Source organism: Bacillus sp. BS98, assembly GCF_008432245.1.
Lineage (GTDB): Bacteria > Bacillota > Bacilli > Bacillales > Bacillaceae_G > Bacillus_A > Bacillus_A toyonensis.
In genome coordinates this window covers 1,163,324-1,185,468 of the sequence record NZ_CP043830.1, presented here as the reverse complement: position 1 = coordinate 1,185,468, position 22,145 = coordinate 1,163,324, and the positions used below count along the sequence as shown (strand labels likewise).

At 36.7% G+C, this 22,145-nt stretch carries 25 protein-coding genes; 11 read left to right on the top strand and 14 right to left on the bottom strand.

Annotation, left to right across the window (positions count from 1 at the left end; translation table 11 throughout):
- The first annotated feature begins 70 nt into the window (after positions 1-70).
- From F0362_RS06230 to exsF, 3 genes are all read left to right on the top strand, one after another.
- Positions 71-2,137: an ATP-dependent helicase gene (locus tag F0362_RS06230; protein WP_000191189.1), complete on the top strand. Its 2,067-nt coding sequence runs from the start codon at positions 71-73 to the stop codon at positions 2,135-2,137.
- A 132-nt stretch (positions 2,138-2,269) separates the two neighbouring features.
- Positions 2,270-2,740 (top strand): spore coat protein CotY, encoded by a 471-nt coding sequence (gene cotY / locus F0362_RS06225; protein WP_001277720.1) that lies wholly within the window; start codon positions 2,270-2,272, stop codon positions 2,738-2,740.
- Positions 2,741-2,907: 167 nt separating this feature from the next.
- The gene (exsF, locus tag F0362_RS06220) at positions 2,908-3,411 is read left to right on the top strand and encodes an exosporium protein ExsF (RefSeq protein WP_000492940.1); all 504 of its coding nucleotides are present in this window, start codon (positions 2,908-2,910) and stop codon (positions 3,409-3,411) included.
- Positions 3,412-3,489: 78 nt separating this feature from the next.
- Here the strand turns inward: exsF and F0362_RS06215 are convergent, their stop codons facing one another.
- Positions 3,490-3,675, bottom strand: coding sequence for a hypothetical protein (locus F0362_RS06215; protein WP_033657318.1), 186 nt, complete (start codon positions 3,673-3,675; stop codon positions 3,490-3,492).
- 101 nt (positions 3,676-3,776) lie between these two features.
- Positions 3,777-4,136, bottom strand: coding sequence for a DUF1360 domain-containing protein (locus F0362_RS06210; protein WP_000899656.1), 360 nt, complete (start codon positions 4,134-4,136; stop codon positions 3,777-3,779).
- Between the two features lie 125 nt (positions 4,137-4,261).
- Here F0362_RS06210 and exsY point away from each other — a divergent pair, with 125 nt between their 5' ends.
- Positions 4,262-4,720, top strand: coding sequence for an exosporium assembly protein ExsY (exsY, locus tag F0362_RS06205; RefSeq protein WP_001277750.1), 459 nt, complete (start codon positions 4,262-4,264; stop codon positions 4,718-4,720).
- Between the two features lie 60 nt (positions 4,721-4,780).
- Here the strand turns inward: exsY and F0362_RS06200 are convergent, their stop codons facing one another.
- The 10 genes from F0362_RS06200 to F0362_RS06155 all read right to left on the bottom strand — a co-directional run bounded on the left by F0362_RS06200 (position 4,781) and on the right by F0362_RS06155 (position 12,800).
- The gene (locus F0362_RS06200) at positions 4,781-5,302 is read right to left on the bottom strand and encodes a spore coat CotO family protein (protein ID WP_002038172.1); all 522 of its coding nucleotides are present in this window, start codon (positions 5,300-5,302) and stop codon (positions 4,781-4,783) included.
- A gap of 142 nt (positions 5,303-5,444) precedes the next feature.
- Positions 5,445-6,215 (bottom strand): enoyl-ACP reductase FabI, encoded by a 771-nt coding sequence (gene fabI / locus F0362_RS06195; protein WP_000421885.1) that lies wholly within the window; start codon positions 6,213-6,215, stop codon positions 5,445-5,447.
- Positions 6,216-6,323: 108 nt separating this feature from the next.
- The gene (rfbD, locus tag F0362_RS06190; protein ID WP_000664678.1) at positions 6,324-7,178 is read right to left on the bottom strand and encodes a dTDP-4-dehydrorhamnose reductase; all 855 of its coding nucleotides are present in this window, start codon (positions 7,176-7,178) and stop codon (positions 6,324-6,326) included.
- A gap of 11 nt (positions 7,179-7,189) precedes the next feature.
- Complete coding sequence (gene rfbB / locus F0362_RS06185; protein WP_001024154.1) at positions 7,190-8,161, bottom strand: dTDP-glucose 4,6-dehydratase; 972 nt, start codon at positions 8,159-8,161, stop codon at positions 7,190-7,192.
- Between the two features lie 15 nt (positions 8,162-8,176).
- A complete protein-coding gene (gene rfbC / locus F0362_RS06180) occupies positions 8,177-8,722 on the bottom strand; it encodes a dTDP-4-dehydrorhamnose 3,5-epimerase (protein WP_000869430.1) in 546 nt (181 codons plus the stop codon).
- A gap of 8 nt (positions 8,723-8,730) precedes the next feature.
- Positions 8,731-9,468 (bottom strand): sugar phosphate nucleotidyltransferase, encoded by a 738-nt coding sequence (locus F0362_RS06175; protein WP_149889693.1) that lies wholly within the window; start codon positions 9,466-9,468, stop codon positions 8,731-8,733.
- Between the two features lie 14 nt (positions 9,469-9,482).
- Positions 9,483-10,163: a glycosyltransferase family protein gene (locus F0362_RS06170; RefSeq protein WP_000651532.1), complete on the bottom strand. Its 681-nt coding sequence runs from the start codon at positions 10,161-10,163 to the stop codon at positions 9,483-9,485.
- A gap of 12 nt (positions 10,164-10,175) precedes the next feature.
- Complete coding sequence (locus F0362_RS06165; RefSeq protein ID WP_001271194.1) at positions 10,176-10,862, bottom strand: glycosyltransferase family protein; 687 nt, start codon at positions 10,860-10,862, stop codon at positions 10,176-10,178.
- Positions 10,859-11,548 (bottom strand): class I SAM-dependent methyltransferase, encoded by a 690-nt coding sequence (locus F0362_RS06160; protein ID WP_001078421.1) that lies wholly within the window; start codon positions 11,546-11,548, stop codon positions 10,859-10,861. The genes F0362_RS06165 and F0362_RS06160 overlap by 4 nt, the downstream gene beginning before the upstream one ends.
- Positions 11,549-11,702: 154 nt before the next feature.
- On the bottom strand, positions 11,703-12,800 hold the full coding sequence (locus F0362_RS06155; RefSeq protein ID WP_149890054.1) for a glycosyltransferase: 1,098 nt from the start codon (positions 12,798-12,800) through the stop codon (positions 11,703-11,705).
- 165 nt (positions 12,801-12,965) lie between these two features.
- On the opposite strand from F0362_RS06155, the gene F0362_RS06150 reads away from it, so the two are divergent.
- The 7 genes from F0362_RS06150 to F0362_RS06120 all read left to right on the top strand — a co-directional run bounded on the left by F0362_RS06150 (position 12,966) and on the right by F0362_RS06120 (position 20,387).
- Positions 12,966-13,826 (top strand): BclA C-terminal domain-containing protein, encoded by an 861-nt coding sequence (locus F0362_RS06150; protein WP_149889692.1) that lies wholly within the window; start codon positions 12,966-12,968, stop codon positions 13,824-13,826.
- 122 nt (positions 13,827-13,948) lie between these two features.
- Positions 13,949-14,794, top strand: a complete 846-nt coding sequence (locus F0362_RS06145; protein ID WP_000428841.1) for a TylF/MycF family methyltransferase — start codon at positions 13,949-13,951, stop codon at positions 14,792-14,794.
- 235 nt (positions 14,795-15,029) lie between these two features.
- Positions 15,030-15,782 carry a class I SAM-dependent methyltransferase gene (locus tag F0362_RS06140; RefSeq protein ID WP_001292084.1) on the top strand — a complete coding sequence of 251 codons (753 nt, stop codon included), beginning with the start codon at positions 15,030-15,032 and terminating at the stop codon, positions 15,780-15,782.
- Positions 15,783-15,795: 13 nt separating this feature from the next.
- The gene (locus F0362_RS06135) at positions 15,796-16,725 is read left to right on the top strand and encodes a glycosyltransferase family 2 protein (RefSeq protein ID WP_002038165.1); all 930 of its coding nucleotides are present in this window, start codon (positions 15,796-15,798) and stop codon (positions 16,723-16,725) included.
- 143 nt (positions 16,726-16,868) lie between these two features.
- Positions 16,869-18,029, top strand: coding sequence for an FtsW/RodA/SpoVE family cell cycle protein (locus tag F0362_RS06130; RefSeq protein ID WP_016090931.1), 1,161 nt, complete (start codon positions 16,869-16,871; stop codon positions 18,027-18,029).
- A gap of 75 nt (positions 18,030-18,104) precedes the next feature.
- Positions 18,105-18,845, top strand: coding sequence for a bis(5'-nucleosyl)-tetraphosphatase PrpE (gene prpE / locus F0362_RS06125; RefSeq protein ID WP_000872707.1), 741 nt, complete (start codon positions 18,105-18,107; stop codon positions 18,843-18,845).
- A gap of 153 nt (positions 18,846-18,998) precedes the next feature.
- Entirely contained in the window at positions 18,999-20,387 is a 1,389-nt protein-coding gene (locus F0362_RS06120) for a peptidase G2 autoproteolytic cleavage domain-containing protein (protein ID WP_000730504.1), read from the top strand.
- Positions 20,388-20,435: 48 nt separating this feature from the next.
- Here the strand turns inward: F0362_RS06120 and F0362_RS06115 are convergent, their stop codons facing one another.
- Entirely contained in the window at positions 20,436-21,329 is an 894-nt protein-coding gene (locus F0362_RS06115; RefSeq protein WP_001079115.1) for an RluA family pseudouridine synthase, read from the bottom strand.
- 14 nt (positions 21,330-21,343) lie between these two features.
- The gene (locus F0362_RS06110) at positions 21,344-22,141 is read right to left on the bottom strand and encodes an NAD kinase (protein ID WP_000673191.1); all 798 of its coding nucleotides are present in this window, start codon (positions 22,139-22,141) and stop codon (positions 21,344-21,346) included.
- Between the last annotated feature and the right edge of the window lie 4 nt (positions 22,142-22,145).

Genomic DNA, 22,145 nt, shown 5'->3' with positions numbered 1-22,145 from the left:
TTTTACATTGCTATTTTCTTTTTCTTCCGCTAAAGTTAAATGTTGATGCTATAGTTTTGAAGGTGAATATATGACACAAGAAAAATTTTCACAAAAATCGTTAACACACGCTGATATTCCGCGTGCGACATATCATATTCCGAAAACATCTACCCATTTAATTATGGAAGAAGATGCAGATGCGGCGTATTTCCGCGCTCTCGAACAGCAAAATGTTTTTCTAAACGAAAAACAATTAGAAGCTGTGCGAACGACAGAAGGTCCTGTTCTTACATTGGCTGGTGCCGGAAGCGGAAAAACATCTGTTTTAACAACCCGCGTTGGTTATTTAGTAAATGTAAAACAAGTTCATCCACGGAATATTTTATTGCTTACATTTACACAAAAAGCGGCTGAAGAAATCCGAAGTCGTGTAGCAAATTTACCAGGTATGAATCGTGCCACAAGTAGCTATGTTGTTGCTGGTACATTCCACTCTGTCTTTTTAAAATTGCTTCGTAGCCAAGGATATAATCAGCAAATTTTAGCAAATGAAAAACATAAACAAATTATGATAAAGAAAATTTTAAAAGAATTACGTTTAAAAGACGGTTATGATGCGGAAACGATGCTCGCTATGATTTCCCTTGAAAAAAACAACTTAAATCGTCCGAAAGATGTAAAAGCGAAAACACCAGTTGAACAAGAATTTAAAGAAGTATACGAACGTTTTGAAGAGGTAAAACAACGATATAATTATATCGATTTCGACGACATCTTATTAGAAACATATTATATGTTAGAAAATAACGCTCCCTTACTTACTCAATTACAACAACGTTTCCACTATATTGAAGTAGATGAGTTCCAAGATACATCGTATGCACAATATGAAATTGTAAAATTGTTAGCCACGCCAAGAAATAATTTATTTATCGCAGGTGATGATGATCAAGCGATCTATGGCTGGCGAGGAGCAAGTCATCAAATTATTTTATCTTTCCCAAAGGAATTTGATAATACAACGATTATCGCGCTTAATACGAATTATCGATCCAATCCATTTATCGTTGGACTTGGAAATGAAGTTATCAAACTAAATCAAGAGCGTTTTGATAAAGAGCTATATTCTGTTCGTGAAGAAGGTGTACAACCATTTTACGCACGACCAGCTACAACTCTTGATGAAGCAAATCAAATTTTACAGCTCATTCAAGAGAAAGTAGATAGTGGCGAACGAAACTATAAAGATTTTTGTTTACTGTATCGCACACATTCTGTAAGCCGTTCGTTACTTGATCAGCTTACAATTCATAAAATCCCGTTTATTAAACACGGTGCGAGTCAATCCTTTTACGAGCACTCTTTAATTAGACCTGTATTAGATCATTTACGACTCGTGATTGAACCGTTTCGCCTAGAATCTCTTTCTAACATATTACCAACTATGTATATCGGCCGAGATGAGTGCATTTCCTTTATTGAACGTGAGCAATGGAAATATGGTGAAGGTCGTTTCCCTTCTCTTCTTCATTTCTTATTATTAAATCCGAGCTTGAAACCTTTTCAAGTAAAAAAGGTAAATGAGCGCATTGATTTTATTAAATTTATAAAAGAATTAGAACCGAAAAAAGCATTAAAAGAAATTATTCATGGTAAAGGAAAATATTTAGAGTACTTACAAAGTAACGATCGTTCTTCCTTTACGATGCATAAAGACATCCAAGAAGAAATGTTAGAAGAATTAATGGAGTCTGCAACTCGTTTCACCGATATTCCAGCTTACTTACAATTTATCGACGAGGCGATTCAAGGTCAAAAAGAAATGGAAGCATTAAAAACTATGCCGCAAAAAGATGCCGTTTCGCTTATGTCCATTCATAACGCAAAAGGCCTTGAGTTTCCATGCGTCTTTTTACTTGGAGCGAGCGATGGTATTTTGCCGCATACTTCTTCTTTAAAAGACGCAAATGACCGTGTAACGGAAACTTCTGAAGCACTAGAGGAAGAACGACGATTACTCTATGTCGCAATTACACGTGCGAAAGAAGAACTTTACATTTCTTCTCCGCAATTTTTCAGAGGAAAGAAATTAGACATATCTCGTTTTTTATATACTACAAGAAAAGACTTACCTGAAAAGACATCCACTAAATAAGGATGTCTTTTCTCGTACTCCCCCCTCCTATTCAAATTACCTGCTTTTATCATAAGAATTAACGTAATATCAACCATATCCCGTTCATATTGTAATAGTGTATGTCAGAACTCACGATAAGGAGTGAACATAATGAGCTGCAATTGCAACGAAGATAATCATCACCATGATTTTGATTTCAACTGTGTATCTAATGTCGTTCGTTTTATACATGAATTACAAGAATGCGCAACCACTACATGTGGATCTGGTTGCGAAGTTCCATTTTTAGGAGCACATAACACTGCATCAGTAGCGAATACACGTCCTTTTATTTTATACACAAAGGCTGGAGAACCTTTTGAAGCATTTGCACCATCAGGAAGCCTTGTTAGCTGTAGAACTCCAATTTTCCGCGTTGAAAGCATCGATGATGATGATTGTGCTGTGTTACGTGCATTAGCTGTAGTATTAGGTGATGGCTCCTCTGTACCACCTGGTGACGATCCAATTTGTACGTTTTTAAATGTACCAAATGCAAGGTTAGTATCAACCCCTGCTTGTCTTACGGTTGATTTAAGTTGCTTCTGTGCTATTCAATGCTTACGTGATGTTACGATTTAAAACTAAATAACGATTTAAGCATGGATTGGGTGGCAGAGAATTCTGCCACCCAATCCATGCTTAAAAGGTATTATTATGTATTTTTTATAAAATTGGGAACTTGTCTAGAACATAGAACCTGTCCTTTTCATTAACTGAAAGTAGAAACAGATAAAGGAGTGAAAAACATGTTCTCTTCTGATTGCGAATTTACTAAGATTGATTGCGAAGCGAAACCAGCTAGTACACTACCTGCCTTCGGTTTTGCTTTCAACGCTTCTGCACCTCAGTTCGCTTCACTATTTACACCATTACTATTACCTAGCGTAAGTCCAAACCCAAATATTACTGTTCCTGTAATAAATGATACAGTAAGTGTCGGAGATGGTATTCGAATTCTACGAGCTGGTATTTATCAAATTAGTTATACATTAACAATTAGTCTTGATAACGTTCCTACGGCACCAGAAGCTGGTCGTTTCTTCTTATCATTAGGTACGCCGGCTAACATTATTCCTGGATCAGGTACAGCGGTTCGTTCTAACGTTATTGGTACTGGTGAAGTAGACGTATCCAGTGGTGTTATTCTTATTAACTTAAACCCTGGTGACTTAATTCAAATTGTACCAGTTGAATTGATTGGAACTGTAGACGTCCGTGCGGCAGCATTAACGGTTGCACAAATTAGCTAGTAAAAAGCGGTATTTCTAAAACAGGAATACCGCTTTTTTATATGTATAATAAAAAACACTCACAGTAACATGAGTGTTTCATTCTTCATATTGTTTTATTTTGTTCTTCTTTTTCCCGCAATTACATCCCTTTTTCTTCACAAATCCTTGTTGTTGCAATTGTTCTTGATATGCCTGTTGTTGTGCTTGGTGTTGTTGCTGTATGTGATACCACTGCTGCAGGTCATATGAATTTTGCCTTTGATTACTGCTCACAGCAAACATCTCCTCTACTGTCAATTCTGTCTATTCACTATATGAACAACTTCTTATATCCGTTCCCTCATTCTTTTAAACTCCGCTTTTTCTCACATTTTGAAACTATATTATTCTCCTATAAAATATCCTGTAATTGTTTCAATAATTGCAGCTGCACCTGCGATAGCTAATAATGCAAGTAATGGCTCCGCAACGATCGGGATCCAATTATATAAAACTAATAAAAAAGCACTGACCCATACACCTGTACACCAATAACAACTTAATAATTCGCCAATCCATTTTCTTAATCCTTTACCTTTTACTTTTGTAAAAGTTGATAAGCTTCCATCCGGCTCCGTAATCTCTAATTCATCAATAAACGGTCTTCGCAAAAAGGCTGTAATTTTATCATAAACAATTAAACGAGTGAGCCTAAAAGCAGCTAACGCGAATATAAAAAATAAAAGCCAGCTTGTAAATAGCATGAATCCACCTTCCCTTATCTTCTTTCGCCTATTTAAAAAAAAAGGTCTTGAGATTGTGACCAAATCTCTCCGACTCCAATATCTTATTAATGTAAATACAAACAAGAAGATAAGGAGTGACATTAATGAGTTGTAACGAAAATAAACACCATAGCTCTTCTCATTGTGTAGTTGACGTTGTAAAATTCATCAATGAATTACAAGATTGCTCTACTACTACGTGTGGATCTGGTTGTGAAATCCCATTTTTAGGAGCACACAATACTGCATCAGTAGCAAATACACGCCCTTTTATTTTATACACAAAAACTGGTGAACCTTTTGAAGCATTTGCACCATCTTCAAGCCTTACTAGCTGCCGTTCTCCAATTTTCCGTGTGGAAAGCGTAGATGATGATAGCTGTGCTGTACTGCGTGTGTTAACTGTAGTATTAGGTGACGGTTCTCCTGTACCGCCTGGTGACGATCCAATTTGTACGTTTTTAGCTGTACCAAATGCAAGATTAATCTCGACATCTACTTGCATTACTGTTGATTTAAGCTGCTTCTGTGCGATTCAATGCCTACGCGACGTTACTATCTAATAAGTTAAGTAAACTAAAAAACTATTGGGGTGGTAGAAGCTTTCTACCACCTTTACATATTTAAAAGCCGGCCATATCAATCGATTTGATGTCTTCTATAGATAACCGAACATCTCTCATACTATTTGGTGGCATAATGGATACAATGCCATTACGATACGATATAATCGATCCTATATATGAGACGGTAGTCGTTCTTATCCTACATCTTACTTTCGGAATGTAATGAGGACGATTTAATAAAAAATGAATTTTTTCTTCATTATTCATATCTTTAAATGATTTATTGTACGGGACGGCTCTCACTTGCTGTTGTTCTTCTTGCTCTTCTTGTTCCTCTTCTTCTATTTTTTCTTCTATTTGCTGCTCTTCTTGTTCTATCACCTCTTCCACAGCACTACTTACAACATTTTCGTTTCTATTACTTTTCTCTTCTCGGTCCTCATCTTCAAAATTCGTTAATATAATTCGTTTTATTTTCGGTGCAGCAAGTTCTAAATTTACTTGCGCAATATATAACAACGGTTTTCCAACTGTTGAACTTTTATTTTTATTCTTCACACTCGTCCCTCCCACTTCCATACGTCGCTGAATAAATCGTGTACTATTATAGTTATATTCATAACGTGGCAAGAACTTTCGTTAAAAATCGTTCTTTCTGAGAACAATAAAAAAGGACAGCCTCAACTTTTAGAGACTGTCCTTTAAAAACTATAATCAATATTTATCCTAAAATATGATATCCTGAATCAACGTGAATATTTTCTCCTGTTACACCACGTGCTAAATCACTGAATAGGAATACTGCTGTATCTCCAACCTCTTCTGGCGTTGTAGTACGACGAAGTGGTGCACGCTCCTCGATTTCTCTTAAGATTGAGTTAAAATCGCCTACACCTTTCGCAGATAACGTACGAATTGGTCCTGCAGAAATAGCGTTCACACGAATGCCATGTTGGCCTAAATCGTTTGCTAAATATTTTACGCTCGCTTCTAATGAAGCTTTCGCAACACCCATAACGTTATAATTCTTCACAACGCGCTCACCACCAAGGTATGTTAACGTTAAAATATTTCCGCCTTCTGTCATTACTTTCTTCGCTTCTCTTGCTACAGCTGTTAAAGAGAATGCACTAATATTTTGTGCAAGTAAAAATCCATCGCGAGAAGTATCTACAAATTCACCTTTTAAATCATCACGATTTGCAAAAGCAATACAATGTGCTACACCGTGAATTGTACCAACTTCTTGCTTAATCGTTTCAAAGCAAGCTGTAAGTTCTTCATCATTCGTTACATCACAAGGTAATACAAGTGATTCTTGTCCTTCTAATGTGTCCGCTAATTCACGAACATTTCTTTCTAAACGTTCTCCTGCATATGTGAATATTAATTTTGCACCTGCATTATGCAAAGAGCGAGCAATTCCCCATGCAATACTTCTTTGGTTCGCAACGCCCATAACAACAAATGTTTTCCCTTGTAATAGTTCCATGATATATCCTCCCAGAAATACTTATACTTGTTATTAGTACCTGATACTATAATTATAGTACCATAAAACCGCTTAAAGGCAAACAAAAAAGTCATTAACATAAATTTGTTAATGACTTTTTGTTTCTATAAAAAAACGTTCTAATCCTTCTTCCCAAGAAGGCATTTGTAAAAAACCATTTAATCGTAGCATATTATGTTGAAAAATAGAATATTTCGGCCTCGCAGCCTCCGATCCGAATTCTTCCGTTGAAACAGGTAATACATTCACATTCATATTTGCATAAGAAAATATTTTTTGTGCAAATTCAAACCAAGAACATGATCCTCTATTGGATACGTGATATGTACCGTATAAAGAAGTGTGAATGAGCTTATTAACCATCATATTTAAATCTGCCACGTACGTAGGAGAGCCAATTTGATCCGCTACAACGGTTATTTCATCTTTTTCTTTACCTAATCGCATCATCGTTTTCACAAAATTACTTCCATATTTACCATACAGCCACGATGTACGAACGATAAAATATTTATTATGTAACTCTTTGACGAACTGCTCCCCCGCATACTTAGAGGCCCCGTATATATTTATCGGCGCTGGATTATGAAATTCCCCATACCCATCCGGTCTTGCGCCCTGAAATACATAATCGGTACTAATGTAAACTAACTTAGCCCCTACTAATTGTGAAGCAACCGCTACATTTCGAGCTCCTATTGCATTTATTAAATAAGCAAGATCTTGTTCTTTCTCAGCACGGTCCACCTTCGTATAAGCTGCACAATGAATGATTATATGTGGTCTTATCTCTTGTACCACTTGTTGAACTCGGGATATGTTTGTTACATCTAGTAACTTTTTATCAAAAGGATATATGTCATATTCTTCAGGACTTAACTCTTCTTGCAGTTGCTTTCCTAACTGACCATTTGCTCCTGTTATAATAACCCGCTCTTTCATTTTCATGCCCCTTACTTTTCTTTTAGTGGTTTCCACCATTCTATATGATTTTCATACCATTCCACTGTTTCTTTTAGCCCTTGTTCAAACGTATACTGCGGTTCCCAATCAAACTCATTCTTCATTTTGTGTGCATCAATTGCATAACGACGATCATGACCTAAACGATCTGTAACAAATTCAATATCTTTTTCTGTTTTACCTAAGAGAGTAATAATTTGCTCCACAACATCTACATTTGTTTTTTCATTATTTCCGCCTATATTATATACTTCTCCTAAACGCCCCTTATGCAAAACGATGTCAATTGCACTGCAATGATCCTTTACATGTAACCAATCTCTTACATTTAATCCATCACCATATAACGGTAGTTTTTTTCCTTCCAGCGCATTCGTAACCATTAATGGAATTAATTTTTCGGGATATTGATACGGCCCATAGTTATTGGAACAACGCGTCACTATAACTGGTAATTTATATGTTTTATAATAAGATAAAGCTATCATGTCCGCGCTCGCCTTACTTGAAGAATACGGACTATTTGGAGCTAATGGGGTTTCCTCAGTAAACTTTCCTGTTTTCCCTAAAGAACCATATACTTCATCTGTTGATACTTGTACGAGCTTAATATGCGGATACTTTTTCACTAATTCTAATAAAGTGACTGTCCCGATTACGTTTGTATCATAAAAAGGGATCGGATCTTCAATGCTACGATCTACATGTGATTCAGCTGCGAAATTTACAACTACTTGCACGTCACGTTCCTTAATAACATGTTCCAGCAGCTCTCCATTTTGAATTTCCCCTTTTACAAAAAAGTAATTCGGATGATCTTGAAGAGACTTTACGTTATTTAAATTCCCGCTATATGTTAATGCATCGAAATTTATTATTTTATATGTTTCATAGCTTTGTAACATGTAATGGACAAAGTTACTTCCAATAAATCCGGCCCCACCTGTTACTAATATATTCATAAACAACTCTCCTACTCAAAAGCTATCTTCACATTCCTGAAGTAACGGTAATATTCGATCTTTATCAGACAAAATAGGACTTGTTACTGGCCATGGAATCGCTAATTCTTTATCGTTCCAAAGCACACCAGAGTCATGATCAGCACTATAATATTCATCTACTTTATACATAACAATAGTATGCGGGACAAGTGTACAAAAACCATGTGCAAATCCTTTTGGCACTAATAATTGCCTGTGGTTATCTGCGCTTAAAATATATCCTCTCCACTGTTTAAAGGTTGGTGAATCTCTTCGCAAATCAACGATAACATCATAGATTGCTCCTTGCATAACTTGAATAAGTTTCGTTTGTGCTTTCGGATTTTTTTGAAAGTGTAATCCGCGAATTGTTCCCGCTTCTGCTGAATAAGAAACATTATCCTGTACAAATGAATACGTAACCCCTAATGTTTCTAGCACCTTCTTATTATAACTTTCAGTAAAAAAGCCACGCTCATCTCCAAATAACCTCGGTTCTAACAATTTTGCATCGGTAAAGTTTGTTTCTACAACTTTCATATTCTCACCTATTCTCCGTTAAACTGTTTCCCAAAGTTCATATCCCGTGCTAACGTATTCGCCCTTTGAAGAGAAGCATGAGTTCCCGCATCCGTCCACCAACCGCTCATTTCACTATAAGTAAGTACTCCTCGTTTTAAATACCAATTATTTATATCTGTAATTTCAAGTTCTCCCCTTGCGGAAGGTTTTAATTCTTTTATATAAGAAAAGACTTTCGAATCATACAAATAAATTCCCGTAACAGCATAAGAGCTTTTCGGCTCTTTCGGCTTTTCTTCAATTTCAATTATTTTTCGGTTTTGAATATGCGCTACACCAAACCTTTCAGGATCTTCTACAGATTGCAATAGCACTTTCGCACCTTCTTTTTGCTTTGTAAACTCTTCAACATACGGATGAATATCATCTGAAAAAATATTATCTCCTAATATAACTACCATACGATCATTTCCGACGAAATCTTCACAAAGACCTAAAGCTTGTGCAATCCCGCCCGCTTTATCTTGCACCCGATACGTAAAAGACACGCCAAATTCGTGGCCACTTCCTAAAAAGCTAACAACATCTCCCATATGCTCTTTACCTGTAATTATCATAACATCTGTAATCCCGCATTGTTTTAGCTTATATACTGCATGATAAATCATTGGATACCGTCCAACAGGAAGCAAATGTTTATTCGTGACTTTCGTAATTGGATATAGTCTCGATCCAGTTCCGCCCGCTAAAATAATCCCTTTCATCCTACATCTCTCCCTTATGATGGAGATAGTATATCTTTATACTGTTCTACAAACACTTTCCGATACTTCTCGTATGTATCGGCATCAAACTCATCTCCGTTATAATGAATACACCATAAATTTGCTTGATTAGGGATGCCAATTAGATAGCCAGCCTTTTGAAACTCTAAAGACTGTGAAACGTCATAAAAGTGGAATCCTTGAAATAAATCTTCTCGCCACGGAATATCATACTGTGTTGCCATGAGTAAACCATCGATTGCCTGCACTGACATAAAAGATTGATTTCCATAAAACCCTTGATCTAAATTTAATAATTGATAATTCCGTCTTCTATACTCAATCACTTTCCCCACTAAATTTTTCCCTTCCCACCATATCCCGTTACTCGGTAAAAACTGAGCACCAGCGACTCCAATTAAACCAAGTTTTTCATTTTCTTTAAAAAGAGAAATAAGATTATAAAACATATCACGATTAATAAGATACGTGTCTTGATGTATATATACTTTATACTTTGCTGGAAATGAAAGAGCACGGTTATATGCACTTGCCATACTTTTTGCATCTCGTATCGGGAAAATTTGCACAGCATAGCCAGGGGGAACAAAAATGTTTCTTATTTGCCTCTCGCATTGCTCGAAAAGCTTTTCATTATTTACACAAACAACGACTAATATTGTGTGATCTTTCATTTTGTAGCCCCTCTATTCTTCCTTATTCACATCTGACATATAGTTTTCTACAAATACTTTTCTATATTTTTCATAGTTTGTCATATTCACATCGAAATGATAATGAATACACCAAGCATCGCGCTGTACAGGTACACCGACTGTATATCCTGCTTTTTTAAATTCAAATGATTGAGATACATCATAAAAGTCAAATCCGTCAAATAAGTCTTCTCGCCACGGGATATCATATTGTGTTGCCATTAACAAACCGTCAATACATTCAACAGGAATAAACGTCTTTGATTCATGAAATGGTTGCTCTAAACTTGCCATATAAAACAAATCGTTCATATAACCAATGACTTTCCCGACAATCCCACGCCCTTCGTTCCATACACCAGTTGGAGGAACATATTGCGATCCAACCATCCCAATCATTCCAAGATGTTCATGTTCCTCAAATAATTGAATTAATCCGTATAAAAAGGCTGCGTTTATAATAAATACATCTTGGTGTAAATACACTTTATACTTTGCTGGATGTGAAATGGCTTGATTGTATCCGCTCGTCATGCTTTTTGCATTTCGAATCGGCATGAATTGTATAGTATATCCAGGAGGTACTGCCAATTTCAATATATGTCGCGCACATTGTGCATACAATTTCCGATCATTTATACATGTAACAAATAATATTGTTTTGTCTGCCGCACTCATAATTGTGATTTTTCTGCTTCAATAATATATTGAAATACAACCGTCTCAGCCATGAAGCCACTTCCAAGACGATACTTTTTACAAATTCCATATAACTCTTCAATAAGTGGCTCATATATTTTATGATCAACATATACACGATCTACTTTACTAATTGAATATCCAGCTTTTAAAAACAGTCTTAACATTTCATTAAAAGTAAAGAAACGAATATGCGTTTTATCTAACAGACCATACTCTGTATACGTCCAGTTTCCAGCGAGTAAGGGGGCTAACACCGAGATGTGAGCAACGTTCGGTATACTAGCTAAAATCACACCATTTTGTTTGATATATGGTTTCACTTTTTCTACCACAGCCCATGGATCAAACAAATGCTCTAATACGTCACCAAATATGACGCAATCAAATTGGCCCTCCTCATACGGCATATCCATTGTCTCTATATCACCTAAAACAACATGATCTAGCTTTTCTTTTGCTTTTTCCGCTGCTTCTGAAAATGCCTCAATTCCTGATACACGTGTACCATTTTCTTTTATAGCCGCTCCTAATGCACCGCTCGAGCAACCAATATCAAGAACTTCTTTCCATTCCTTTTTTATATGCTTCAATAAATTTGGATTCGCTGCATTATAATAAAAATCAGATTTTTCTTCATATAAAGAACTTTTTTCCCGATTCATTTCACACACTCCTTATGTAAATTGAATTTGAAATATACATCTCATATGAACAAAATACACTTTATAACCAATACCATCCCTGCCGATACTCTAATATATAGCCAATCTATCATTATTAGAATCGTGACAAGTTATTTCCTAAAAATAGCATGCATTACACCTTATATTGTTTATCAAAAACACCTCGAAAATATTTACGGTTATACTCGATTGCAGCATTATTCGGAACATAAGAAGCTGCTAATTCATTGTAATAATAAGCTTTGTCTTGCTCCCCTAACTTGCTGTAGCAAATACACATTTGTAAATAAGGAAGCCATGTGTAGCTAGCTGGACTGTGAAACGGACTATCCTTTGCCAGCGGCACTTCCGTTGCTAATTTAAACCAAAATATCGCTTCATTATACTTTTGTTGATTCATATATATATATCCTATTCTTGTACAATTCTCTCCTCTAGGAACATCGTACCGAAACGATTTTGCACAAGCCTCAACTGCTTTCTCCCACAGTCCGAGCTTCGCATAACAATCCCCTAACTTACCACATGCATAGATTTTCTCTTCATACCATCCTTCATCTTGATTCAGAAATGTTTCATATAAAAGAACCGCATCATTGTATTTTTGATTATCCATAGATTCATTTGCATAATAAAACAAATCTCTCGGACTCAATTCTTCTCCAGCTGCTACAGCATTTTGAAAAATTTTCAAATTACGATCCGTTACTTCTTTTTCCTTTTTATGTGTAATAGCAATGTTGCTATTGAAAATTTCACCGGAAACCGCTAAATACTCATGTACTTTACCAAACCATTGAAACTGTTTTTCGCGCTTTACAAGCCGATACCTTCTTGTGCAATATAAAGGCTTCCCGTTAGAGTCCATTACGAGGTGATAAGGCATCGAAACAGCATCCACATTAGAATCTAATTGGCCCTTTAATTGTTTCAATGCTTCTTGAGCATCTTCTAATAATACGTCATCTGCATCTAGCCATAATATATACTGTTGCGTCGCTTTTGAAAAAGCAAAATTTCTAGCCGCCGAAAAATCATCAATCCACTGGAAATCATATATATTAGGAGTGTATTTCTCTACAATTTCTTTCGTTCGATCAACAGAACCTGTATCAACTACTACAATTTCATCAACAATTTCTTCAATCCCATCCAAACATCGAGCTATTGTCTTTTCCTCATCTCGGACTATCATACATAAACTAATTGTAATGCCTTGCTTGTTCAATATAATCACCTTCTTCCAACTCAATCATATGTTATACAAACGCGAAACTTTCCACATTTTTATATTGTTCAAGTTATTTTAGATTTCTTTTCAATAATTCAAATGTCCGTGTCATTTTCTTGCGATTTTGCATCTACTATATAATGAAAGCTTTATGGAGGTGAATTTATGTCAAATAATAATTATTCAGATGGCTTAAATCCTGATGAATCATTATCAGCTAGTGCATTTGATCCTAATCTTGTAGGTCCAACTTTACCACCAATACCACCGTTTACACTTCCAACCGGGCCAACTGGGCCGACTGGGCCGACTGGACCTACTGGACCGACCGTACCGACTGGGCCATCTGGACCGACTGGACCTACTGGGCCTACTGGACCTACTGGGCCTACTGGGCCAACTGGACCTACTGGGCCGACTGGAGGCACTGGTACAACTGGCGCGACTGGACCTACTGGGCCGACTGGAGGTACTGGTGCAACTGGACCTACTGGGCCGACTGGAGGTACTGGCGTAACTGGACCTACTGGGCCATCTGGATCCACTGGTGCGACTGGACCTACTGGGCCTACTGGACCGACTGGGCCAACTGGACCTACTGGGCCTACTGGGCCATCTGGATTAGGACTTCCAGCAGGATTGTATGCATTTAACTCTGCTACAGTTTCTTTAGCTCTTGGAATTAATGATCCTGTACCGTTTAACACGGTTGGATCTCAGTTTGGTACTGCAATTTCTCAATTGGACGCTGATACTTTCATCATAAGTGAAACTGGATTCTACAAGATTACTGTTATCGCATATACTGCATTAGTAAGTGTATTAGGTAGCCTTGCAATTCAAGTTAATGGCGTTAATGTACCAGGTGCAGGCACAAGCTTAATCTCAGTTGGAGCGCCTCTCGTTATCCAGGCAATTACACAAATTACAATAACTCCATCAATGGTTGAAGCTGTTGTTACAGGACTTGGGTTATCTCTAGCTCTTGGTACAAGTGCATCTATTATTATTGAGAAAATCGCTTAATCTTTTACTTAGCAGTAAAACTGATATTGGTTTTACTGCTTTTTCTATTTCGAATTCAATCATGAAATCTTTACTATCTACATAATCATATTGTTGTATGACATTTTGCAGGAGGCATAAATATGGAAAATAAATCTGCTGTTCAGCTTTATCTCGAATTGCTAAAGAAAACAATTTTATTTGAAATATGGTTAGAATATGAGGAGTACTTACCTGCATCTCTACATATATCAAAAGAACTTCAATTCGAGCCAGTTACCGTACCACTCCCTTTATTCATTAAGCAATATGCCGAAAATCATAACTTAAAAATTGTAAAGCCAGATGTTTCAAAAAGTGAACGTCATGATGGACTGGATTGGCCAAGAGCAGCACATAGTATGATTGGCCGAGAACGTATGAATCAGTTACATGAGGCAATGGAAACCGTTGTTCGTGAAAATATAGAAGGAGATTTTATCGAAACAGGTGTATGGCGCGGAGGTTCTTGCATTTTTATGAATGGCTTTTTACAAGCCAATAACATTACGGATCGCAATATTTGGGTTGCAGATTCATTTGAAGGTTTGCCAGCACCGAATTTAGAACAATATCCGAAAGACTACGGTGATTATTTACACACATTCGATTATTTACGTGTTTCTTTAGAACAAGTACAAGGAAACTTTAGAAAATATGATTTATTAAATGATCAAGTAAAATTTTTAAAAGGCTGGTTTAAAGATACTTTACCAACAGCACCAATAGAAAAGATTGCAATTGCACGACTTGATGGGGATATGTATGAATCTACGATGGATGGTCTCGTGAACTTATACGATAAAGTTTCAACAGGTGGCTATATTATTATTGATGACTATGGACTACCAGCTTGTGCAGAAGCTGTGACGGACTTTAGAAATCAAAGAAACTTAAAAGCTCCTATTACTAAAATTGATATCTTTGGTGTATATTGGCGAAAAGAATAAGAGAAATTTTGATTATAAGGAGGTTCCATTCCTATTAATCTAATACTTGAATACATGAACCGTTTTAGGAATCTCCTTGTATGTAATAAGCGGTCACATCTTATCCTCTTTCGCTATCAAATAAAACTTTAATTTCCCCATACTCTTCGTTTTGAGGTGAGATTCGTCTGTAAATATCGAGATAATATGGATACCGTATTGGTTTGCCTTTTTACTACAAGGAAGGAGTGTATTTATGAGCGAACTTGAAAAAGAAATAAAATTACTCCCCCCTCCTGAACTCGTCCAATATGTAGGTGGCGATTTTGAAAAGGTCGGTAAAGAATTCCTAAAGCATTTCATTCAAATTGGGGCTTTAAAGTCAAACGAAAAAGTATTAGATGTAGGCTGCGGCGTCGGCCGAATGGCTGTTCCATTAATGAATTACTTAACTGATGATGGAGCGTATTATGGATTTGATTTGTTTAAAGAAGGTATCACTTGGTGTAAAAATAATATTACAACTACCCGTAATAATTTTCATTTTGAACACGTTGACATATACAATCAATTTTACAATCCAGAAGGAAAAGAAGATGCCTCTCACTATAAGTTTCCATATGAAGACGCGACATTCGATTTCATCTTTTTAACTTCTGTATTTACGCACCTTCTCCCAACAGAATTAGAACATTACGTATCTGAGATTGCACGTGTATTAAAAAAAGACGGGAGATGTTTTATTACGTTCTTTTTAATAAACCCTGAGTCATCCTATTATTTAAATGCAGGACTAAGTACGTTAGGATTTTATCATCAAATTGAAAATTGTTATGTCGTAAATAAAGATATTCCTAATTTCGCAGTTGCTTATCCTGAAACAGATATTTGCGCTTTATTGAATAAATATGGCTTAGAGGTAATGAATAAACCACACTATGGTTTATGGTGCGGCCGACATGAATATACGAGTTATCAAGATATTGTTCTTACAAAAAAAAGCTTCTGAAAGGAAGTTACGTATGACAAATGAAAAAAATCTACCTCTTGTTTCCATCCTTATTCCCACCTATAATAGACCACATTATTTCAAAATCGCTTTAGAAAGTGCTTTGGCACAAACTTATCCAAACATTGAAGTTATTGTAGGAGACGATAGTACGAATGATGAAACTGAAAAATTAATGAATGAAAAATACTTACCAAACCATTCCCATATAACATATATCCGGAATAGTACTACTTTAGGACAATTCCATAATGACCTCATGCTCTTAGAACAGTCTAGTGGCGAATACATAAACTTCTTAATGGACGATGACTTATTCCATAGTAATAAAATTGAGAAAATGATGTTCTATTTCCAACAAGACTTAAATCAAAAACTCGCACTTATTACATCATATCGCACTTGGATTGATGAAAATGGAGATATAATTGAAAACCATCCCGCTGTAAATAGATTGTATAGCGAAGATACCCTGCTAAGTGGGATAGATTTTGGAAACCATATGCTTTTATCTGGACAGAATATTATTGGTGAACCTACGACTGTACTCTTTCGAAGGCGACTATTAACAGAACCTTTTGGTACTCTAAATGAAAGGAACTATTGTTGTAGTGTTGATATGGCCTCTTGGATGGGTTTACTTTCAAAAGGTGATGCATTTTATATCACTGAACCTTTAAGTTCCTTTCGCTTTCATGATGGACAGCAAGTACACCATAAATTACTTGAAGGATCTGAAGATTTTTCACATCTCGTTTTAACCTCAAAAAAGTATGGTTTCTTACAAGATTTCAATGATTATAGAACTAGTCTGCTCAAAGCCTATGAGTGGTGTATGGGTGCATTCGAGTTTTATAAACAATACCCCAATCTCATTCCAGATGCACATATACGTCTTTCTCGTTGTTTAAATATAATTATAAAAGAGCTAAATCCACGATAGCTTTGCATAAGGGAGGAGCTATTCCTCCCTATTATGTATGACTTTACATAAATAGTGGAATAAATGTATGGACAGTCTGCTTATATTACTTTTAGAATGACGTCATCAACATATTTACTAGGCGATAGAAAGGATTACATACAGTGAAAGATACGAATTCTCAATATCAAATAGACTACGTATTACTATTCATTTTATTTGCCATTGGGACTGTTAGTTGCTTTGCTATTGCAAGTGCGCAAACCTCTTTACCACCATTTTTACAAAATGTAAATTTTGCACTCAAGCAAATACAATGGTACTTCATTGGATTTGTCGCTATTAGTGTTATTATGATTATCGATTTCGATCGGTATCAAAAAATTGCTTGGTATTTATATAGCTTTGCAATGATATTACTTATCGGGCTAGAACTTCAGGTTCCAGGTGCCGTTACAATTAAAGGGGCTACCGCTTGGTACAGGCTCCCAGGCATCGGAAATTTTCAACCTTCAGAAATTATGAAATTATTTTTAATTATCGTCATTGGACGAATTATAGCTAATCATAACGAAAAATATTTTTTTCGAACACCTCGTGAAGATTTTATCTTACTCGGAAAAATATTCGCAACGAGTTTGCCACCGCTACTACTTATTGCAAAAGAACCTGATTTAGGAAACACAATGGTAATTTCAGCGATGCTGGCAGCAATGATACTAGTTTCCGGTATACGTTGGCGCTTTATTTTCGGATTAGTCTCCATTATTTTCACAGCAGGTGTTACCTTAACGTATATTTATATTGCTCATACAGAATTCTTTAAGGAGTATATCTTAAAAGAATACCAATTAAACCGCTTCTATGGTTGGCTGGCCCCTTACGAATATGACGCGCAAGGCTATCAATTAAGACAAGCTTTTTTAGCTACTGGATCAGGAGAAATGCAAGGAAAAGGTTGGGAAAATGGACAAGTATACTTTCCAGAACCACATACAGATTTTATTTTCACTAATGTCGCTGAGCAATTCGGATTTTTAGGCGCAAGTGTCATTATTGCACTTTTTTTCCTACTTATTTTCCGCATGATTCATATCGCTTTAGAAAGTAATGACCCTTTCGGTAGTTACATCTGCGCTGGTACAATCGGAATGTTTACTTTTCAAGTATTTCAAAATATCGGGATGACAATCGGATTACTACCTATTACAGGAATCACATTACCCCTTATGAGCTACGGAGGAAGTTCGTTGCTTACATACATGATTGCAATTGGATTTATTTTAAACGTTCGCTCACGAACGAAAGTTTTTATGTTTAAATAAATCGTGCAAAAAACGATATTTTTATCTCTATCCTTTTTTAGTTATACTAATGAAAAATAGGATGGAGGTTTACATATGAAATATGACATTATAGGTGACATTCATGGCTGCTTCCAAGAGTTTCAAAACTTAACGACGAAACTAGGATATAAATGGAATAGTGGAATGCCAGTTCATCCCGACGAGCGAAAGCTGGCATTCGTTGGTGATATTACAGACCGTGGCCCTCATTCATTACATATGATTGAACTTGTATGGGAACTTGTCATACATAAAAAAGAGGCTTATTACGCTCCTGGAAATCACTGTAATAAGCTGTACCGATTTTTCCTCGGACGTAATGTGACAATCGCTCACGGACTTGAAACAACTGCTGCTGAATACGAAGCACTATCTTTTCAAAAACAGCAAATCATAAAAGAAAAGTTCATCACCCTTTATGAAAATTCCCCTTTATATCACGTGCTCGATGAGAAAAGGTTAATTGTATGTCACGCTGGCATTCGGAAAGATTACATCGGAAGGCAAGATAAAAAAGTACAAACGTTTGTATTATATGGCGATATTACAGGTGAAAAACATGATGATGGCTCTCCTGTCCGTCGCGACTGGGCGAAAGAATATAAGGGCGACGCTTGGATTATATATGGACATACACCAGTAAAAGAACCTCGTTTTGTAAATCATACAGTCAATATCGATACTGGCGCTGTATTTGGAGGTAAACTAACTGGATTACGTTACCCTGAAATGGAGACCGTTTCTGTCCCTTCTTCCCTTCCTTTTGTCCCTGAGAAATTCCGCCCAATTTCATAATCCTCTCTACTTCGTACAATTCACGAATAACGAGAGATTATCATATTTTCTAGATGTATCCTATATAAATCTAGGTAAAGCAATTAAAAAAAGATGCAATAAAGTGCATCTTTTTTTAATTGCACGACATATAATGTCGCAGGAGGTGACAGAATGAAGAAAAAATCTTCTAAACAAAAAAGAAAATTCCACCCTTTATATCAGCCCATGTATGGAATTAACAACTGGTGCGGCATTCGAGCTGCAGCTATAGAAGAACTAGAAGAACAAGAGTCATCAAAAAAGAGCAAAGCTAAAACAAAATATGTCTCTTTAGAAAATGCTGTAATGAGTCGCATAATCAATCGTAGAAAAGTAAAGATGCAACAAAAAAATAAACATCTCTCTCATCACGATGAACAAATACTGCATTCTGAAGAAAAACAGGAAAATACGGAAGAGAACATTCCTGTAGCAATAAATAAAAAAATACAACCAGAAATTCCAACCGATATTATAAACCAAGTAAAAAAAATAAAAGAAGCATTAACTCCATCAAATAATATACAAACAGAAAAAACGATCATAATTCAGACTCCTGCACCTGAAAATACGAAAGTAAAAAAAGAAGGCCGATATTCACATGCAGAGGGGCTTCACTCTCATGCAGAGGGTACAGTTTCACATGCAGAAGGACTTCTTACACACGCAAAAGCAACTTGTTCCCATGCAGAAGGATCGAAAACAAAAGCAACTGGACATAGTTCGCATAGTGAAGGAAGTGAAACGACAGCAGGCGGCTCTTATTCTCACGCGGAAGGTAAACATACGATTGCTTTAGGCGAAGCAGCACACGCAGAAGGAACCGCAACTATCGCTAATGGATTCTCTTCTCATGCGGAAGGTAATCATACATCAACAGCTCATTTTGCAGGAAGCCATATTATGGGACGATTCGGCACGGCCGAAGAAGCCTATTCTTGGTTTATTGCAAATGGAACAAACGATACCGATCATAATATCGGTGCTAAATGGCTTGCTCATAATGGAGAAATGTACATTGAGGGTGCTTCTTACAATGCAGGCGGAACGGATTTTGCACAAATGTTTGAAACCGCGGACCATAAAGCTATTGATGTCGGTTATTTCGTTACATTTAGTAGCGAAGAAAAAATTCGGATAGCTACTTCAAACGATTCTTTCATTTTAGGAATATCTAGTGCAACCCCCGCTATTATAGGAAATAGTGGTGCTTTAAGTTGGCAAAAGCGCTATAAAACAGATAACTTTGGAAAGCGTCAATATGTACGTACAGAAACACAAGAAATACAACCACTTTTAAATACAGAATGGGATCCAGCTTGCAAATATATAGCAAGAAAAGACCGTTCTGGTTGGCTTCCTGTCGGATTAATTGGACAAATGTTAGTACGTGATGATGGCACTTGCGAACCGCATGGATATTGTCGTCCAAATGATGACGGCATTGCTACAAAAGCTGAAAGTGGATTTTTCGTTATTAAGCGTACGGATGATAATCAAATTTTAATATTATTCCGCTAAGAAAAAAGGGACCAAAATTCTTCATTACATAAGAATTTTGGTCCCTTTTTAAGCGTGCATTAATAACTGCTGCATATCGCTTGGAATCGTCGTAGCAAAAGACATTTCCTTTTCTAAAATAGGATGATAAAACGCCAAAGATGTACTGTGAAGTGCTTGTCGTTTCATTTCATCCCTTCTTCCTCCATATAAGTCATCACCAAGTAACGGATGTCCCATATGAGCCATATGCACGCGGATTTGATGCGTTCTTCCTGTCTCAAGTTCAAGAGATACATGCGTCTTTTGCGAGGAGCTATGAATCACTCTAAAATGAGTAACTGCCCTCTGTCCATCCTCACAAACTGTTCGTTCAATGATGCTATCTGATTTTCTACCAATCGGTGCATCAATCGTTCCTTCACGTTTTATCATCTCTCCATGAACAATTGCTTCATACGTTCGTTTCACAGCTTTTTGTTGATGTTGTTTCGATAAAAGATGATGTACGAAACGATTTTTTGCAATAAGCATGAGTCCTGACGTATCACGATCCAACCTTGTTACAATGTGCACCGTACTGGCAAGATGCTGCTTATCATAATAAGACAAAAGCGCGTTAGCAACACTTCCCTCTGGATGTTCTCTAGACGGAATCGTTGACATGTTCGCTTCTTTATTGATGACAAGAACTGCATCATCTTCATATACAATGCATAGTGGGATATCTTCCGCAATCATCCCTTCACTTCTTTCTTCCACTGGAAAAAAAACACGTAACTGTTCGCCCGCTTGTAGTTGATGACGAACGCTTGCATATTGACCATTTACTTCAATGGCTCCGCCATGAAATTTTATATCCGTTAAAGCAGCTTTAGAAATCCCTTTTGTTTTCAAAAATTCTCTAACTAAAGTTCCCTCTTCAGCTGACTCTATATCCCATTTCAATGTAAATCTGTTCAATATATAAACCCCTTCTATTTATCTGCAACAAACGAGTCACGGACACGTTTCCAGAATGGGAACGGGCGGAAACGAACAAATCGCACTTTCTCGTTTGCAACGCGATACTGGATTGATTTCACATCTTGATGAACCATCGTTAAATGGTCCACCGTAATTTGTAAGTTCATCCCTGGAGCCGGCTTCAACACACATGTATGATGCTTCGGCAATACAAGCGGCGAGCCTACAGTACGAAACACACGGTTGTTAATGGATGCCATTTCTGCAATTTGAATTGCTTCAATAGAAGGGTGAATAATTGCACCGCCAAGTGCTTTATTATAGGCAGTACTTCCTGAAGGAGTTGAGATACATAGACCATCCCCGCGGAATGTTTCAAAGTACTCTCCCCGTATTTCCACTTCTGTTACTAATGTGCCCTCTGCACTTTTTACAGTCGCTTCATTCATCGCTAAATACTGTGACTCTTTACTTCCATTCACATAGCGAATAATCACTTCTAAAAGCGGATATTCCACCACTTGGAATGGCGTTTTAGCAATCGCAATTACTAATTTCTCTACTTCTGTCGGTAACCAATCTGCATAGAAACCTAAATGCCCTGTATGTACACCAACAAATGCTGTTTCATCCAATCGATTATAATAACGATGAAACGCATATAAAAGCGTTCCATCTCCCCCAACAGAAATTACAATATCGGGTTCCTTTTCATCCATAATGAATCCAAAATCTAGCAAGTACTCTTTCATCGTGCTTGCTAGTGTATCTGATGATTGATCTCCCTTTGACATAATTGTAAATTTCATCGCC

Bases quoted from the DNA above. Each gene is read 5' to 3' on its own strand.
- F0362_RS06230 (WP_000191189.1), top strand. From the start codon at position 71: ATGACACAAGAAAAATTTTCACAAAAATCGTTAACACACGCTGATATT.
- cotY (WP_001277720.1), top strand. From the start codon at position 2,270: ATGAGCTGCAATTGCAACGAAGATAATCATCACCATGATTTTGATTTC.
- exsF (WP_000492940.1), top strand. From the start codon at position 2,908: ATGTTCTCTTCTGATTGCGAATTTACTAAGATTGATTGCGAAGCGAAA.
- F0362_RS06215 (WP_033657318.1), bottom strand. From the start codon at position 3,675: ATGTTTGCTGTGAGCAGTAATCAAAGGCAAAATTCATATGACCTGCAG.
- F0362_RS06210 (WP_000899656.1), bottom strand. From the start codon at position 4,136: ATGCTATTTACAAGCTGGCTTTTATTTTTTATATTCGCGTTAGCTGCT.
- exsY (WP_001277750.1), top strand. From the start codon at position 4,262: ATGAGTTGTAACGAAAATAAACACCATAGCTCTTCTCATTGTGTAGTT.
- F0362_RS06200 (WP_002038172.1), bottom strand. From the start codon at position 5,302: ATGGAAGTGGGAGGGACGAGTGTGAAGAATAAAAATAAAAGTTCAACA.
- fabI (WP_000421885.1), bottom strand. From the start codon at position 6,215: ATGGAACTATTACAAGGGAAAACATTTGTTGTTATGGGCGTTGCGAAC.
- rfbD (WP_000664678.1), bottom strand. From the start codon at position 7,178: ATGAAAGAGCGGGTTATTATAACAGGAGCAAATGGTCAGTTAGGAAAG.
- rfbB (WP_001024154.1), bottom strand. From the start codon at position 8,161: ATGAATATATTAGTAACAGGTGGGGCCGGATTTATTGGAAGTAACTTT.
- rfbC (WP_000869430.1), bottom strand. From the start codon at position 8,722: ATGAAAGTTGTAGAAACAAACTTTACCGATGCAAAATTGTTAGAACCG.
- F0362_RS06175 (WP_149889693.1), bottom strand. From the start codon at position 9,468: ATGAAAGGGATTATTTTAGCGGGCGGAACTGGATCGAGACTATATCCA.
- F0362_RS06170 (WP_000651532.1), bottom strand. From the start codon at position 10,163: ATGAAAGATCACACAATATTAGTCGTTGTTTGTGTAAATAATGAAAAG.
- F0362_RS06165 (WP_001271194.1), bottom strand. From the start codon at position 10,862: ATGAGTGCGGCAGACAAAACAATATTATTTGTTACATGTATAAATGAT.
- F0362_RS06160 (WP_001078421.1), bottom strand. From the start codon at position 11,548: ATGAATCGGGAAAAAAGTTCTTTATATGAAGAAAAATCTGATTTTTAT.
- F0362_RS06150 (WP_149889692.1), top strand. From the start codon at position 12,966: ATGTCAAATAATAATTATTCAGATGGCTTAAATCCTGATGAATCATTA.
- F0362_RS06145 (WP_000428841.1), top strand. From the start codon at position 13,949: ATGGAAAATAAATCTGCTGTTCAGCTTTATCTCGAATTGCTAAAGAAA.
- F0362_RS06140 (WP_001292084.1), top strand. From the start codon at position 15,030: ATGAGCGAACTTGAAAAAGAAATAAAATTACTCCCCCCTCCTGAACTC.
- F0362_RS06135 (WP_002038165.1), top strand. From the start codon at position 15,796: ATGACAAATGAAAAAAATCTACCTCTTGTTTCCATCCTTATTCCCACC.
- prpE (WP_000872707.1), top strand. From the start codon at position 18,105: ATGAAATATGACATTATAGGTGACATTCATGGCTGCTTCCAAGAGTTT.
- F0362_RS06120 (WP_000730504.1), top strand. From the start codon at position 18,999: ATGAAGAAAAAATCTTCTAAACAAAAAAGAAAATTCCACCCTTTATAT.
- F0362_RS06110 (WP_000673191.1), bottom strand. From the start codon at position 22,141: ATGAAATTTACAATTATGTCAAAGGGAGATCAATCATCAGATACACTA.